Consider the following 16,242-nt stretch of genomic DNA (forward strand, 5'->3'; position numbering starts at 1 on the left):
CTTGGCTTATTAGCCAGGGACGAGTTATATACACCCGCGATACCACCCTGATTGACAGCTGTTGCCATCCTCTCAATGATTGTTAACACTAATCAAGCGTCAGCTATTACTAATTCATAGCTGATCCTCCACAGTGAGTTCAGCAAATTTAAGGGCTGGCTCGCATCATCCGCCAACTTTCTGCACCATAAACAAAGCCTACTACTCTGTATCTTAGGACTTGAATAATATTATATCCCACCCTATCTTGAAAGTCAAATTAACACTATTGGTGTCTATTATCTAGTTCTATATTTTTTAAAAATGCATATATTTTTTCTTGGGAGGTGTATTCTATGTATAAACTAATCATAGGAAATATTAGAATTACAGTGTCTGACGATACGATTAGCCATGAACAAGCAACTAGTGCTGCCAGACAGTCCATTTCAGCAGCCCAAGCACAAGGAAAAGTGTTATCTCATATTGAAATCAGCAAAGGGGAGACGGGTCTTGAAGTAACCCCTACAGAAAAATCAGGTCATAGAACATCACGTAAAACCATTAAGCAAAGCCTACTTGATGGCATGCATACAGCCATACAAGAAAAATTATACCCTACAGGTACATTCAGCAATAAAGACCTCTGGTATGATGGGGATACCGGACAAGAGTGGAGCGGCGAGGCCGTGCAAGTTGCCCGAGAGGAAGTCGTTGAGGAATTTGAAAAGTGGATGAAAACAGTATAAAAACAAACCGGTCTCAAACTGTAGAGACCGGTTTGTTTTATATTACTGACTTACAGTAAGCGCTTTATCGAGATAATACAGTAAATCATCTATATCTTCCAGTCCAATGGATAGGCGTATAAGATCCTCTGTAATACCACTCGTTAATTGCTCTTCAGGCAGCAGCTACACTGCTGAGAAAGAAAAGTTACACTCGGGACAATCATATTGACAATCACTAAATGTCATGATCCAAAAAATATACAAATGTGTAATGCATTGCATATTGATCACAATCCAAAATACTCTGTATAGAGGGCCTTTGCTTTATTTTCATTTTCAACATTTTTGATAATCGCCCGTCCGTCAGCAAAAAGAGTTATTTCTATCTCATGAATTTTCAAACGCAAAAGAAAAGGATTGGATTGAATTTCTCCAACATGGGCCAAACGCTTTAGAATATCGGAAAAATCCATCTTGCGAACCTGACCTGGCACAATCTGCACTGCTTTTTGCCCGCATAGCAAAGTCGTATAGGTACCTTTTCCTTTAGCAAGATAATGATATTCATGTTTAACACAGGCAGGACAATCTGATTGCCTCGATAGCTCTTTGCTATGAAAAGAGTTATTCCAAACATCAATGAAAAGGGCTGACTTTCTGATATCAGAACTGCCAACCAGTATTTTTAAAGCTTCTGCCGATGCATAAGATGAAATGATACCCGTAATCATATTCAGCACTCCAACTGAGCTGCAAGTGCCGCCAGCCCCTGTTTCTGGCATTCCAGGCATGAAGCATCGATAACATGGAGTTTGTCCTGGAATCATGTTCGCAGTAAGACCATAACTCCCTAATACAGCCCCGTGCACCCAAGGAATATTCTTTTTTAAACAGACATCATTTAAAAGGAAGCGAGTCTCAAAATTATCCGTGCCATCCATGACAAGGTCAATATCCGTTAACAGCGTTTCAATATTTGAGGCATTCACATCGCTGACAATTGCCTCTAGTGTTATTTCTGAATTGACCTTTTCCAAATGCTGAGCAGCAGCAACGGCTTTAGGAAGTTGCTCACGAACATCCGCTTCATCAAAAATCGTTTGCCGCTGTAAATTGCTTATCTCTACAAAATCACGGTCAATTAAGCGTATATATCCAATCCCAGCTCTCACCAAGTTATTGGCAACTACAGTTCCCAGTGCTCCTAAACCAATGATCGCCACCCGACTGTGCCCAATCTTCTCCTGACCCGCTGAACCGATACCTTGAAAAATAGCTTGCCTGGAGTATCGTTCTGGTACATGTATCATTTCATTTCCTCCACCAATTCTTTCCCAATGGCAGTAATTGCCTGTAAGCACGTTTCTATTTCTTCTTCTGTAGTAAAATAGCCTGGACTAATACGGATTGTGCCCCCCTGCAAGGTTCCCAGTACTCGATGAGCATCCGGGGCACAATGCAGACCTGGACGGACAGCAATCTGAAAGGATTTATCCAAAATCATACACAGCTCATTCGCACTGATCTGCTCAAGATTAAAAGACACAACAGCAGCTCGCTGCTGTCCCAATGGCGGACCATAAAGCACCACTCCCGGTATTTTCGCCAAACCTGCTACTAACAGATTTGTCAATTCTTCTTCCCGCTGCTTTATCTTTTCCATACCAGTTTCCATGATATATCGAATGCCGGCTCCAAGTCCGGCAATTCCTGAAGTATTAAGTGTGCCGCTCTCATACCGTTCTGGTAATTCATCAGGTTGTTCTAAAGACTCGGAATGGCTGCCAGTACCGCCTTCACGCAAGGTTTTTAGAATAATCCCCTTATGGACATATAGCCCGCCAACCCCCTGACAGCCTAATAAAGATTTATGACCAGGAAAAGCCAAAAGGTCAATTCCCATTTCCTGCACATTGATTGGAAAAACTCCTGCAGTTTGGGCACAATCTACTAAAAAGGTAACACCAAACTCTTTTGCAATTTGTCCAATTTCCCCAATGGGATTTAATGTACCAGTCACATTAGAAGCATGAGTTATGGCAATTAACTTGGTATTTGCCTGAATAGCATTCTGAATCTCCCGGAGAGAAATTCCATTAACAGGCGATGTCGCCACCTTGGTAACAGTTACTCCATTTTTACGCAGCGCTTCTAAGGGGCGAGCCATAGCATTATGTTCCATAGAACTGGTAATAACATGATCACCTGGCTGCAACAATCCTTTTAAAGCCAGATTAAGAGAATCAGTAACATTTAAGGTAAATACCACCTGAGACGGATGAGGAATCGCAAACAATGCTGCCGCTAATTCTCTTGTTTCTTGAACTAGTCTGCCAGCTTCAATTGCCATGGTATGCCCCGAACGGCCAGGATTTGCTCCGATTTGTCGCATAACCTTGTCAACCATTTGATATACGCTTTCCGGCTTAGGCCAAGAGGTGGCAGCATTATCCAGATAGATCATAGAAACTACACCTTCCTACTATTAAACTACAAATCTAAAAAAGACTAAGACATCTCCTTTATCAGGATACAACGATCTTAGCCTTAAATATCTTCTCAGTCCTAATTTTGTTTTTCTAAATTACTAGTCGTTTAAATATTACTGCATTTGGATTTAGAATTCAAGTCATTTTTAACTCCAGTACTTAACTTCTTTAAAAAGAACCCTTGATAAATATCTTAAACTTAGTGTATTGGCAGCAAGCACTGTTGCTTTATCGTTTCTATCACTATCTTTTTTGACAATATATATCGAAATACGATATTTCTTCTTGGAAAAAGTTTGACTATAGTGATAAAATAATACTAGCAACCCCAAAAAGTATCAGTGCGTCATGCATTTGACACCCTATCTTACGCTTTCGCTGCTTACTTAGGGTTTTTACAAAAATCTATAGAATAAAGAGGGTATTTATGAGTATTAAATCTTTAACTCCGCTTGACGGACGCTATGAATCTGTTACCAAACCATTAGGCGACTTTTTTTCAGAATGGGCATTAATGAAATATCGCACCCATATAGAAATTGAATGGCTGATTACTATGGCATCTAACCCCGCATTCAATCAAGTACGAACTTTTACATCTGACGAAGTACAGTTGCTGAGAAAGATTGTTACTACTTTTGATGAGGAAGTTGCTTTAAAAATTAAGGCGATCGAAAAAATTACGAATCATGATGTGAAAGCTGTTGAATATTTCTTAAGAGATACACTGAGTACGACTTCATTATCTGATGTTCTTGAGTTTATTCATTTTTCTTGTACTTCTGAGGATATCAACAACTTATCCTATGCATTAATGCTAAAGGACGGCATCCATAAAGTTTGGCTGCCAGCAGCTAAAGAGCTTGCTGCCGAAGTGGCAAACAAAGCCGAAACTTTAAAAAACGTTGCAATGCTGGCACATACTCATGGACAATCTGCGTCTCCTACCACTATGGGAAAAGAGCTTGCTGTATTTGTGTACAGATGGAATCGACAGTTGAAACAAATCCGTAGTCTTGAGTTTCTAGGAAAATTCAATGGAGCCGTTGGTAACTTTAACGCTCATCAAATTGCCTATCCTGAAATCGACTGGGAAAATGTTGCCAAGAATTTCGTTGAGGGACTGGGTCTGGAATACAATCCGCTGACAACCCAAATAGAATCTCATGATTATGTGGCAGAATGTTTCCATGCCATCAACCGTTTTAATAATATTGTCCTAGATTTTGACCGAGATATGTGGCTGTATATCTCTTTGGGTTATTTTAAACAAAAAACCATAAGTGGTGAAGTTGGCTCATCAACCATGCCTCATAAGGTCAACCCTATCGATTTTGAGAACTCAGAGGCAAATCTGGGGCTTAGCAATGCGCTACTGGATCATCTGGCAAATAAACTGCCTATATCCCGCTTACAAAGAGATCTTAGCGACTCCTCGGCGCAACGCAATATAGGAGCTGCCATTGGATATTCTCATATAGCCTTGTCTTATGCTTTAAAAGGTTTTGGCAAAACCCTGACTAATAATCAGGTTATTGAAAGTCACTTGACCGATGCTTGGGAGGTCCTATCAGAAGCTATACAAACCGTGATGCGTAAGCATGGACATACGAATGCCTATGATAAGTTAAAAGAAATTACTCGAGGAAAAGCAATTGGCGAAGCAGAAATTCGTTCTTTTATCGAAAGCGTAGAGTTGCCAAAAGAAGATAAAATTCGCTTACTCGCTTTAACGCCACAAAAGTATATCGGCTTGGCTGTAGAACTGGTTAAGCACATAAAGTAAGAAAACGACAATACTTAAAATAAACTGCCGCCTACAAATCTAGGCGGCAGTTCATTTTTTTCTTGCTACTTGATTGATCCTCTCTTCTCTCGAAGACTGCGCTTCCAACCTAAGAGACTCACTTCTAGTAATTAAAGCAGATAATCAAGCAACTTGTAAGATTAATTGACATAAAATTCACCCCTTGTCATTTTTAATAAACTAATCATGAATACAGGAAATATTTCTTTGGATTTAACACAGCCTATTCACTTTGTACAAAAAAGACTGAAGGCAAAGAAAATAATCCATTTTCTTTGCCTTCAGTCTCCTGATCAGCCACACGATACTAATTTTGGGTTCTACTCTAACATAAAACTTTCCAATAGTCAATTTTTTTATCTAAAGAACTAAACCGCTTTAATACTTCCATTCATTTCTAGAATTAGAAGTCGCTACTGCGATGAAGAATTTCATTGGCTAAACTGCTGATGCCAGGATTTCCATGTTCTGTAGTCTTCACCAGGCACTCCCTAAATTTAGGAAGAATCCATTCCTTTTGCATAGTCAGTTTATGAAGAGACTCGATGGAGTTCTTAACACTATCTTCATCTTCTTGTGTCTCAATCCATTGGCTAAGCAAAACAACCACTTGCTTCATTTCCCATTCATCCCACATAATGCGCCCATAGAGCACTGCAACTTGCCTGCGTACTCCAGGCTGATTGATCTTCGAGAATTCATTGAGTAATACTCTTCTATAAGGCGTCAAGAATAAAGGACGAACACGTGTCACCTTTTCTACCATAGATGCAGCTTGCATCTTAATACAGGGATCTTCGTGCAATACCCCCCGCATGATTTCACTCAAAATAAGAGGATCGCTAGCCGCAACCTCCAATAATTTTTCTACAAGGTTACGTGCCTCTTCGCTATCCTCGGCTACAATTTCCCATGGTATTAACAAAACTAATTTCCTCCTTAAAAGTGGCTTTCTGCTTCTTTATAATCATACCTGCAAAATCTTAGTTAGCATGTTTACTATCTTCAAATAACAATGTAGAATAATGAAAGAAGAAGTTTAAATGAATACAATGAGGATTACGATCATCATTTCTTGTACTATTCGCAAATAAGACAGAAGTATCCTGCTTACCTCATCTCCTACCTTATATTTTTTCAGAATCGCTATTATGTTAGACTATACTCATAATAGTCAGAATCACGTTGATTTCTTACAAAAACTCGTGTATACAAGATGAAGATAAACAGGTATACTAGTACAGCATCATCCCTAGCCTTGTGAATATTGGCGAGGACATTGTACCTGCGCCATTAGGGTTTATACTATAAAATACATAGGAGATTTGAACTCATGACCTTTCGCAAGAAAAAAACATATGAAGATATTTATAAATGGCACCGTCATAATAATGGTACCTGTTTTTATTGCTATGAGGATAAACCTGTAGCAGTCGCTTTTGTCGGAGCTAAAGGTATTTGCCAAGAATGTCTGGATCATTTTAAAATAGGACATGTCGGTACAGATCGCCATGCTATTGCCCATCTGACCAAAAGCCTTCCAAATCACGAGGCAACGGTCGAATGGCTAAAAAAACATGGCGTGAAGCTAGCACCTACAGGCTATCGAAATAACGCTCACTGTTATATGGCAATTAACAACTTAGGAACTTTCAATCATTATCATGAGATTATCTATGGCAACATTGAACTTAGCACCGTAAGCAGCGATGCAGCAAAAAGAATATTCGATAGCTATAATGATATAGAAATATATAAAGATGGCAGTATTCGTATCATTTATTAATAAAAGACCCTTACTAGAAAGGAGAATTCATATTATGGAATTAAACCAGGGCAAAAAAGCAGAGTCTCTTGTATTGTGTGAAGCATCTCTGATTGAGGATATGAAATTAGCAGTTGATGCTGAAATGTTACCTACCCAATTTACCATATCAGATATAAAAAAATGGATGGTAGAAGATCAAATCCAAAGACCAGACGGTACACTCTATTCCGAAATAACAACTGAGCTGTTGTATAACTACTCTAAACACACACCAATAACAAAAAAACGAAAGCAAAAAGTTCTTTATGCTAATTCTAATTCCAGCATTTTTTCCTTTAATCCCTTCTGATATAAACTGAAATAAATATGATACAATCAATAAAAAACAAAGTGGCTGCCAATCGGTAGTCACTTTGCTTTTTCATGGCAAACGTTTATAATTTGCTTCGTGTTCTTCCTATTCTTCATGTCTTCGCGTTCAAAAGGTCTTATTTTTAAAGGACGCGCAGCGTTTTTTTCTTAGGTTCTGGAAATATATTTTCGAATATCCACTGCAACTGCTGAAACAATAATGAGACCTTTTATAATAAGCTGCCAATAAGGGTTCATTCCAACAAAGGTTAAGCCATAGTTAATAACCGTAAAAATTACTACCCCTACTAGTATGCCTGGCACTGTGCCAATACCGCCGGTCGTAGAAACACCGCCTACGACACAAGCAGCAATTGCATCTAACTCATACATGTTACCATAATTGTTAGTCGCACCACCTGTTCTTGCAGCTTCCAGTACACCAGCAAAGCCATAAAGTGCTCCCGCAATTGCATAAATCATAATCAAATTAAGACCAACATTAATTCCCGACACTTTTGCAGCATTAATATTACCGCCAATGGCATACATATTTTTACCTAGCTTTGTTTTGTTGAAAATCACCCAAACAACAAAAGCTACGATCAGGGCTATCAGCACGATATAGGGAATCGAATAGGGACCAGTGCCAATTGATCCCGAGCCGATGATTGTAAAATCAGGTCTTAAGCCACCAATTGGCTGTGATTCATTTGGCTTCATATCAAAATAAATCGAATTTACGCCATAAACCATAACGTAGGTACCTAATGTTGCAATAAACGGTGGTACACTAAATTTAGCCACAATCCATCCATTGACTATACCTACAATAAGACCGCCAATAACAGCCACAAGAATTGGGATCCAGATTGGCAAATCAGGCAGGTTTGGAAAAAACCTTCGCGAGTAATCTGCTATTTGCAACATGGAACCGGATAATACAGCAGCCAAACCTACTACACGTCCGGCGGAAAGATCAACACCTGCTGTTATCAATACAAAGCCAGCACCGAGAGCAATGATTACCCGAGTGGAAGACTGCATTAAAATATCACGCAGGGTATTTATTGATAAAAAATTTGAATTATAGATGGCAATTGCTATGATAAGAACGATTAGGACACCATAGATTGCATATTGCAAAAAGAATTCATTTAATTTTTTCGTATCAAAGTTCATTTTTTAACCTCCTTTTTCACGCCAAATATAAGGTTGCATGGCGCATAATTTCTCGTTCAGTAGCATTCTTTCGATCCAGTATACCCGTAAGTCGTCCTTCACACATTACCATGATTCGATCCGACATTCCTAAGATTTCAGGCATTTCAGAAGATATCATGATGATGCTCTTCCCTTGCTTGACAAGCTCTGTAATAATCGTATAAATTTCAAACTTTGCACCAACATCAATACCACGGGTTGGCTCATCAAGAAGTAATATATCTGGATCAGTAAGCAACCATCGCCCAATTAAAACTTTTTGCTGATTCCCCCCGGACAGGTTCTTAATTAGCTCCTTGATAGAGGGCGTTTTTATTCTAAGTTTTTCAACACTCTTCGCTGTATCTTCTTTCATCTTTTTCTCGTTAAGAAAGAAATAAGATGTTTGATAAGCATTCAGATCAGCAATTGCTGTATTTTCCACGATCGGTAAAACCGGAAAGATTCCTGTAACACGTCGTTCTTCCGTAAGTAAAGCAATTTTATATTTTTTGGCATCTGCTGGCGACTTAATTTTGACCTCTTTCCCATTCAAAATAAATTTACCATCTGCTATGGTACGCAATCCAAAAATTGCTTCCACCAGCTCCGTACGTTGGGCACCTACAAGCCCACTGATTCCAAGTACTTCGCCTTTTCGAAGATCAAAAGTAATATTTTTAAAAGACCGGGGATTGGGCGACGTAAGATTTTCTATTCTCAGCACCACTTTACCAGGTACATTGCTGCGCTCCGGAAAGCGTTGGGTGAGATCACGTCCAACCATCTTAGAAATAATTAAGTCAGTGGTCAGCTCCGAAGCATTCCAGGTACCAATATATTTGCCATCCCGCATAATCGTAACATCATCTGATATTTGGAGAATTTCTTCCATTTTATGAGATATATAAATGATCGAAACTCCTCTTTTTCGTAAGTCACGTATAATCTTAAATAACTGTTCCACCTCATTACCAGTCAAAGAAGATGTTGGTTCGTCCATCACGATAATTTTCGAATTAAAGGATACAGCTTTAGCAATTTCAATAGACTGCACTTTCGATACAGATAGGGTTTTAACCAATGCATTGGGATCAATATCAATTTCCAATTGTTGAAATAAAGCAGCAGTATCAGTATACATTTTTTTATGATCCACAAATTGAAAGGGACCAAAACCAGTCATAGGAAAACGTCCTAGCCATACATTTTCCATTACATCTCGATGAGGAACAGGATGCAATTCCTGATGAATCATGGATATGCCATAATTCAATGCATCTTTAGAATTATGTATTTCTAGTTTTTGCTGATTTAAGATAATTTCACCAGCATCTTGTTGGTAAATCCCGAAAAGACATTTCATTAACGTTGATTTTCCTGCACCGTTTTCTCCCATGAGAGCATGTACAGTACCAGGCCTAACCTTAAGCGTTACGTCATCAAGTGCTTTAACGCCCGGAAATTCTTTAGAGATGTTATTCATTTCAAGTAAAAATTCAATTTCTGTCATTATTAAGCGCCTCTCTTTCTCTCAAAGGCATTTTACTATCCCTTAGTAATCAAAATGGCAAGGGTACAATCTAACATACATTAACCCTTGCCATTTTTAAATTTTTCGATCCCAAAAGAAGAAATTTATTTAGCTTCGTTCATGTTTTCTTTCGTAATCTTTTTATAATCAATCCAGACATACTTACCATCTGTGATCGTATAACCAGTGTTTTCTTTACTAGGAGTCTGACCTTGAGCCAATACATCAGTAAGATTAAAAGTAGCTTTGCCCTGATTATTAGCATCATTTAAAACGGTACCATAAAGTGTACCTTCTTCCAGTGCCTTTAATGCAGGAGCAGTAGCATCAACACCAACTACAGGCATGAATTTACCATCTTTAAAATAACCTTTAGCTTTTAACGCTTCGATAGCGCCTAAAGCCATATCATCATTATTGGCAAGCACAACATCAATTTTGTCCCCATGAGCTGCTAGAAAAGCCGCCATTTTTTCTTGACCTTTTACACGATCCCACATTGCAGTATCTTCAGCTACTTTCTCAACTTTTAAACCTGCATCTTCAATTGCTTTAATAGCAAATTTAGTACGCATTTCAGCGTCTTGATGACCTGGCTCACCTTTTAACATAACATAGCGGATGACTCCATCTTTGGTAGGATGAGCTTTAAAGTAGTCTACTACTAATTGACCTTCCATGATTCCAGATTGCTCAGCCTTGGCTCCCACATAGTATACCTTATCCCACTTTTTCATATCTTCTGGCAAAGGTTCACGGTTTAAGAATACTACAGGAATATTCGCAGCTTTTGCTTTATCAATAATTACACCTGCCGCATTGCGATCAACTGGATTAATGGCAAGAGCTTTTGCTTTTTTGTTAATAAATAAATCAACTTTATCGTTCTGAGTTGGTTGGGAGTTCTGACTGTCAACGATCTCCAATTGGGCCTTGCCTTCAGCAGCCTTGGAGATGGCACTTCGTACACCACTCATGAATGTGTCATCAAATTTATAGATTGCGACACCAATTAAATTTTTACCACCTTTGTTTGCATCTGCAGCAGGTGGTGTTGAGCTCGAACATCCAGCTACCAATGCCCCAGCTAAGAGCGTTGCCACCATAAGTCCCTTCCAGTTTTTTTTCATAGTTTAACCCTCCTCCAATAATTTAGTGTGGATATTACAGATTATAAAACCTAGAATACGTACTCTTGGTCTTATAATAGTGCCACCATTAGCAATTACCGCTGACCCAGCCATATTGATTCTGTAATTTCAGCAAATACAATATCGGCTGCACCTTTTAGAGTATTTTCTGTTGTCGTAGTTAAAAAACTAATTTCTAAAACATTGCTAGAACTTTCAAAAGATCGATCTTCAACAATTTGTCTAACTATATCTTCAATATATTGACGTCCTCTCACTATACCTCCGCCAATTATAAGAATTTCAGGATTAAAAGTATTAACAAGATTCGCAATGCCAATGCCCAAGTATCTTGCTACCTGTCCTAACATACGAATCGCTAACTCATCACCAGCATCTGCGGCTTCATAAATGACCTCGGGAGTCAGCTCTTTCAAGTCGCCCTTTACCATGTCGTAAATAATAGAGCTTTGTCCTTCCTTAATCGCTTTTGCTACTGCATCCACTAAAGCATTCTCTGAAGCTAATGCTTCTAAACAACCGTAATTCCCACAACTACATATAGGACCCGCAATGTCAATTGTCGTATGACCCACTTCACCGGCACTATCATTGACACCTCGATAGAGACTGCCATTAAAGATAATACCACCGCCAATACCATGACTAACTTTTAATAAAATCATACTTTTGGCATCTTTTACAGAACCATAATAATATTCACCATTACTTAATGCTTTCACATCATTTTCAATAAAGGCAGGTAACCCAATATGTTCCTCAATAATCCCTTTTAAGGGTGTGTTCCGCCAGCCAATATTAGGCACAAATACAGCAATTCCATCTTTTCTTCTCACTGGACCGCGAACCACAACTCCTACAGCAAGCACAGGAACACCAGCTCCTTTGCGACAATCACTAATAATATCCAGCAACATCTTTAAAATTTCATCTTCTTTTTTGCCTTTAATACTTCTGCTGTCTTCTAATTGGATTTGAAATTCGGGATCTATCACATATCCGATCATTCTTTCAGAGCGAATATATACAATAATAACAGTTGCCAAAAGACTATTAATTTTTAATAATAATGGCCGACGCCCACCACTGGACTCCCCAATTCGATCTTCCGCTATCAAACCCAATTCTAGTAACTTCGTTGTAATATTGGTAACCGTTGGCGGAGTTAAACCTGTCATCTTGGAAATTTCCACCCTGGATACGGGTCCCTGGCGTCGAATCACATTCAGCGTTAATGCATCATTACTGCTTCCTAATTTAAAACTATTTGCCATAACATTTTCCACTCTATCCCCTACCCTTTAGTGGCGCACACCATTAAAATTCTTCTGGACCCAAGAATGCAGCACAATATCTAAAAATCATTTCAGATTATATGCCAACACTCCCATGGATTTAACATTTATGCAACTTCCTGCTATTATTATTCGCAATATTTTTTCGCAATTAGGAATATTGAGAATCCTTTGCATAATCACTATAAATATCCAATCTTTTACCTGGAGCAGTCAATGGCTTTTACACCATCTGAAATTCTTGCCACATAAAAGTCCGGTTTCAAACCTGTCTTTTGTTTATATTCCTGGCTTACTGTTACTGTGAATGATTCTAATTGATCAGTTGCAACCAACGCAATAGCACAACCGCCAAATCCAGCTCCTGTCATACGTGCACCAATACATCCAGTCCTCTTAAGAGCACATTCAACCATCGTATCTAATTCTAAACCTGTTACTTCATAATCATTCTTTAAAGATATATGAGACTGAGTCATAAGATTAGCAAAACCCGTAATATCCCCTTGACCCAGAAGCTCAACGGCTAATAAGACTCGACGGCTTTCCGAAATAACATGACGCGCCCTACGCTGCAATACATCATCTTTCACATATTCTTCTACATCCTCAAAGGATACTTGGCAAAGACTCGCCACTTGACGCTGCTCTCGTATAATCCCTAATACTGCTTCGCATTCGCCTCGGCGTTGATTATATTTCGAATCTGCTAATTCTCGTTTCTTATTGGTATTCATAATGACTAAACTATATTCTCCTAATACAAAAGGAGTATATTTATATTGTAAGGTATCACAATCCAATAATATGGCATGGTCTTGCCTTCCCATCGCCACTGAAAATTGATCCATAATTCCACAATTAACTCCCATGAATCGATTTTCTACCTGCTGGCAGAACTTCGCCAATTCAACCCTATCCATATTGGTTTCTCCGCCAACATAACGTAACATGAAGGTTACCAAAACTAAGAGAGCTGCCGAAGAAGAAAGACCTGCTCCATCAGGAAGATTACCTGAAAACAAAATGTCACAGCCTTTTAGCGAACATCCATCATCCAGCAAATGCTTAATTACGCCTTTGGGATAATTAGCCCAACGATCTTCTTCGTTAAATGCAATGGGCTGCTTTAGATCTACAGAAACAGTCGGCTCTGTATTGGTAGATTTCAACTGAATTAGGTTGTCTGAGCGAAAGCGTATTGTACCATAAATCCCTAAAGATAAGGCTGCTGGAAATACATGACCGCCATTATAATCAATGTGTTCACCGATTAAGTTAACTCTACCAGGTGAGAAAAAGCAATGTATTGGCTGATTGTTACTGCTTCCATATTCTTTGTGAAATCTGTCCTTAAATTGAAGAACATTCATGACTAACCCCTCCTAATTAAAAGACCCTCTGCTAATCAATCTGCTATGGCGTGAATCAGTATGCCCATTTCTCTATCGATGATCAAATAACAATACTTTTTTAAATGTTTTACTAAGTAAAATAATGTATTCGCTATTATTTGGTAAATTCCTTTTTTATTGCTGCATTTTTCAGTTTTTTCCGATAACTTTTTTATAAATAAAAATAACTTAACAAAATGCTAAGTTATTTTACGATATGTGCCTATTTTAGGTATATGACTAAATTTATACAAACCTCAAAACAGAAGTGGTTCAGTCTCTGGATTAACATCTATGTATAATAAAATGATACTTACCTCACTAGTGATTCTCTAAAATACGATCAATCGCATCTAACTCTTCTACAGTGAAATCAAGACGTTGTAATGCTCCTACACAATCATCAATTTGGCTAACCTTACTGGCACCAATTAAAACAGAAGTCATCTGCTTATTGCGCAGAACCCAAGCTAAAGCCAACTGTGCCATACTTTGCTTTCTTTGTTCAGCAATCTTATTTAGCATGGCAACTTTCAAAATCAGATTTTCTGTAATGTCTTCTGATTTTAGAAAGGTACTTTGACTAGCAGCTCTAGAATCTTCAGGTACTCCATATAAATACCGATTGGTCAGCACTCCCTTGCCTAAAGGGGAAAAAGCGATACAACCAACCCCTGCATCCTCCAGTAGAGTAAGTAAACCATCCTCAATCCATCGATCTAGCATCGAGTACCTAGGCTGATGGATCAGGCAAGGCGTTCCCAAAGCTGTAAGAATGGCAAAGGCTTTTTTCGCCTGATCAGGTTTATAATTAGATAGTCCAATATACAGTGCCTTACCTTGACGAACGATACTATCAAGCGCCCCCATTGTCTCCTCTAATGGAGTCATCTCATCCGGACGATGATGATAAAAGATATCCACATAGTCTAATCCCATACGTTTTAAACTTTGATCAATGCTAGCCACCAGATATTTCTTAGAAGCAAAATCACCATAGGGACCTGGCCACATTCTATAGCCAGCTTTAGTAGATATCACTATCTCATCTCTATAACCTTTAAAATCATCACGAAGAATTCTTCCAAAATTTACTTCGGCAGAGCCTGGAGGCGGACCATAGTTATTGGCAAGATCAAAATGAGTAATGCCCAAATCAAAAGCTCGACGGACATAGCACGGCTGTTCTCATAACTATTTACATCTCCAAAGTTATGCCAAAGTCCAAGAGAAATCGCTGAAATCTTTAAGCCACTATTCCCACAATAATTGTATTTCATTGTATCATACCGTTCCTTGCGCGCCACATATGTCATTTTGATTCCCCTCACATCTTATCAGCGCTTCGACCATAGACTCATCTACAGCTAGTGAATTTTAATCAACATCAAGGAAACATCATCAATTACTTTTTCATCCGCAATTCCTGCAAATAATCGTAACACGACATTAAAAAACTCTTCCGGATTCTCTTGAACGATATGCTTATAGTTCATAAAACAACCACTTAAGTCCTGATAATTCATTTCCATATCATATTGTTCCCGGGTATTAAATAATCCATCTGTATAAAGAAAAATAATATCTTCTGTACTAACTATAATCTTATGGGAACTATATTCTGCCTTCTCCACAAGGCCGACAGGCTTATCCTTTGAATAGAGAACATGTACGTGATCTGTTTCATGTGTATAAACCATAGGATGGCTATGACCCGCATTAGCGAATGCAAGAACATTGCCTTGCCTTTTGCCCACAACAGCAGTGAAAGTATAATCCCCTTGCATCATAGAATAGAAAGTATCATTCATATGACGCAAAACTTCTGCAGGACAAGACAAGTACTTAATCGAATTCGTAAAATCCACTTTAATCATCGAAGCAATCATAGCTGCCGCTACTCCATGACTTGAAACATCTGCCATAATAAACCAGACATTGTCTTCAAACTGTACACATTCATAAAAATTCCCACCAATTTCATCACAAGAAAGATATTTACCATACATATCAGCCAGTGGTCTTTTTTTGAGGTTGCTATTAATGTTTGCTGCAAAACATTTGCCAGCATTAATTCTAACTTCATCTTTTCATGCATACGCAGTAACGCTTTGCGCTGAACATAACTGTCCAATGCATTTTTAACTTTTACAGGAACGACAAATTGTATTTGCTCCATTGTCAGGGGTTTGGAAAAATAATCATAAGCACCTAATTCTAATGCTTGATTTATACTATCAATATTATCCATTCCTGAATAGACAATAATCGGAATATCTTTGTATTTAGCATCAGCTTTTAGTTCTCTAAGGACATCAAATCCATCTTTGCCTGGCATCATTAAATCTAATATAATTAAATCAATATCATTATCTTCAACTTCTTTAATCGCCTGAAATCCATCTTCCGCATCATAAAATTCAATCTGCTGCATATCTTTTAATACTGCTTTAATTTGCTTTCGATTAAAAGTCAGATCATCAACGATTAAAATACTATTTTTCATCAAACCACCTCCTAGAATAATAACTCCGTTTCCT

The 16,242-nt window shown here is 38.3% G+C and carries 17 protein-coding genes and 1 other annotated feature; of the genes, 4 read left to right on the top strand and 13 right to left on the bottom strand.

Annotated elements, in window-relative coordinates:
• Positions 1 to 12: 12 nt before the first annotated feature.
• Positions 13 to 224: a binding site (T-box leader), on the bottom strand.
• 111 nt (positions 225 to 335) lie between these two features.
• Positions 336 to 728, top strand: coding sequence for a hypothetical protein (locus LMF89_RS13665; protein ID WP_007954417.1), 393 nt, complete (start codon positions 336 to 338; stop codon positions 726 to 728).
• A gap of 42 nt (positions 729 to 770) precedes the next feature.
• Here LMF89_RS13665 and LMF89_RS25810 read toward each other — a convergent pair whose 3' ends face one another.
• The 3 genes from LMF89_RS25810 to LMF89_RS13675 form a co-directional block, all read right to left on the bottom strand.
• Entirely contained in the window at positions 771 to 893 is a 123-nt protein-coding gene (locus LMF89_RS25810) for a PLP-dependent transferase (protein ID WP_369412606.1), read from the bottom strand.
• 104 nt (positions 894 to 997) lie between these two features.
• Positions 998 to 2,020 carry a ThiF family adenylyltransferase gene (locus tag LMF89_RS13670; RefSeq protein WP_229535576.1) on the bottom strand — a complete coding sequence of 341 codons (1,023 nt, stop codon included), beginning with the start codon at positions 2,018 to 2,020 and terminating at the stop codon, positions 998 to 1,000.
• Complete coding sequence (locus LMF89_RS13675) at positions 2,017 to 3,174, bottom strand: aminotransferase class V-fold PLP-dependent enzyme (protein WP_229535577.1); 1,158 nt, start codon at positions 3,172 to 3,174, stop codon at positions 2,017 to 2,019. Before LMF89_RS13675 ends, LMF89_RS13670 begins: the two co-directional genes overlap by 4 nt.
• 452 nt (positions 3,175 to 3,626) lie before the next feature.
• Here LMF89_RS13675 and purB point away from each other — a divergent pair, with 452 nt between their 5' ends.
• The gene (gene purB / locus LMF89_RS13680; RefSeq protein ID WP_229535578.1) at positions 3,627 to 4,985 is read left to right on the top strand and encodes an adenylosuccinate lyase; all 1,359 of its coding nucleotides are present in this window, start codon (positions 3,627 to 3,629) and stop codon (positions 4,983 to 4,985) included.
• A 424-nt stretch (positions 4,986 to 5,409) separates the two neighbouring features.
• On the opposite strand, the gene LMF89_RS13685 is transcribed toward purB, so the two are convergent.
• Positions 5,410 to 5,931: a hypothetical protein gene (locus tag LMF89_RS13685; RefSeq protein ID WP_229535579.1), complete on the bottom strand. Its 522-nt coding sequence runs from the start codon at positions 5,929 to 5,931 to the stop codon at positions 5,410 to 5,412.
• Between the two features lie 408 nt (positions 5,932 to 6,339).
• Between LMF89_RS13685 and LMF89_RS13690 the strand changes: the two genes are divergently transcribed.
• Both LMF89_RS13690 and LMF89_RS13695 read left to right on the top strand, forming a co-directional pair.
• Positions 6,340 to 6,792, top strand: a complete 453-nt coding sequence (locus LMF89_RS13690; RefSeq protein ID WP_007953337.1) for a hypothetical protein — start codon at positions 6,340 to 6,342, stop codon at positions 6,790 to 6,792.
• A gap of 34 nt (positions 6,793 to 6,826) precedes the next feature.
• Positions 6,827 to 7,123 (top strand): hypothetical protein, encoded by a 297-nt coding sequence (locus LMF89_RS13695; RefSeq protein WP_229535580.1) that lies wholly within the window; start codon positions 6,827 to 6,829, stop codon positions 7,121 to 7,123.
• A 170-nt stretch (positions 7,124 to 7,293) separates the two neighbouring features.
• On the opposite strand, the gene mglC is transcribed toward LMF89_RS13695, so the two are convergent.
• From mglC to LMF89_RS13735, 9 genes are all read right to left on the bottom strand, one after another.
• On the bottom strand, positions 7,294 to 8,307 hold the full coding sequence (gene mglC / locus LMF89_RS13700) for a galactose/methyl galactoside ABC transporter permease MglC (RefSeq protein ID WP_229535581.1): 1,014 nt from the start codon (positions 8,305 to 8,307) through the stop codon (positions 7,294 to 7,296).
• Between the two features lie 16 nt (positions 8,308 to 8,323).
• Positions 8,324 to 9,841 (bottom strand): sugar ABC transporter ATP-binding protein, encoded by a 1,518-nt coding sequence (locus LMF89_RS13705; RefSeq protein ID WP_229535582.1) that lies wholly within the window; start codon positions 9,839 to 9,841, stop codon positions 8,324 to 8,326.
• Positions 9,842 to 9,966: 125 nt separating this feature from the next.
• Positions 9,967 to 10,992 (bottom strand): galactose ABC transporter substrate-binding protein, encoded by a 1,026-nt coding sequence (locus LMF89_RS13710; RefSeq protein ID WP_007953342.1) that lies wholly within the window; start codon positions 10,990 to 10,992, stop codon positions 9,967 to 9,969.
• A 95-nt stretch (positions 10,993 to 11,087) separates the two neighbouring features.
• On the bottom strand, positions 11,088 to 12,299 hold the full coding sequence (locus LMF89_RS13715; RefSeq protein ID WP_369412604.1) for an ROK family transcriptional regulator: 1,212 nt from the start codon (positions 12,297 to 12,299) through the stop codon (positions 11,088 to 11,090).
• Between the two features lie 209 nt (positions 12,300 to 12,508).
• Entirely contained in the window at positions 12,509 to 13,681 is a 1,173-nt protein-coding gene (locus LMF89_RS13720; RefSeq protein ID WP_229535584.1) for a galactokinase, read from the bottom strand.
• A 342-nt stretch (positions 13,682 to 14,023) separates the two neighbouring features.
• Complete coding sequence (locus tag LMF89_RS13725; RefSeq protein WP_304622605.1) at positions 14,024 to 14,857, bottom strand: aldo/keto reductase; 834 nt, start codon at positions 14,855 to 14,857, stop codon at positions 14,024 to 14,026.
• Positions 14,794 to 15,018, bottom strand: a complete 225-nt coding sequence (locus tag LMF89_RS26065; protein WP_304622606.1) for a hypothetical protein — start codon at positions 15,016 to 15,018, stop codon at positions 14,794 to 14,796. Before LMF89_RS26065 ends, LMF89_RS13725 begins: the two co-directional genes overlap by 64 nt.
• A 51-nt stretch (positions 15,019 to 15,069) precedes the next feature.
• The gene (locus tag LMF89_RS13730; RefSeq protein ID WP_229535585.1) at positions 15,070 to 15,627 is read right to left on the bottom strand and encodes a PP2C family protein-serine/threonine phosphatase; all 558 of its coding nucleotides are present in this window, start codon (positions 15,625 to 15,627) and stop codon (positions 15,070 to 15,072) included.
• Positions 15,600 to 16,208 (bottom strand): response regulator, encoded by a 609-nt coding sequence (locus tag LMF89_RS13735; protein WP_229535586.1) that lies wholly within the window; start codon positions 16,206 to 16,208, stop codon positions 15,600 to 15,602. Before LMF89_RS13735 ends, LMF89_RS13730 begins: the two co-directional genes overlap by 28 nt.
• Between the last annotated feature and the right edge of the window lie 34 nt (positions 16,209 to 16,242).

This window comes from Pelosinus baikalensis, from assembly GCF_020819555.1.
Classification (GTDB): domain Bacteria; phylum Bacillota; class Negativicutes; order DSM-13327; family DSM-13327; genus Pelosinus; species Pelosinus baikalensis.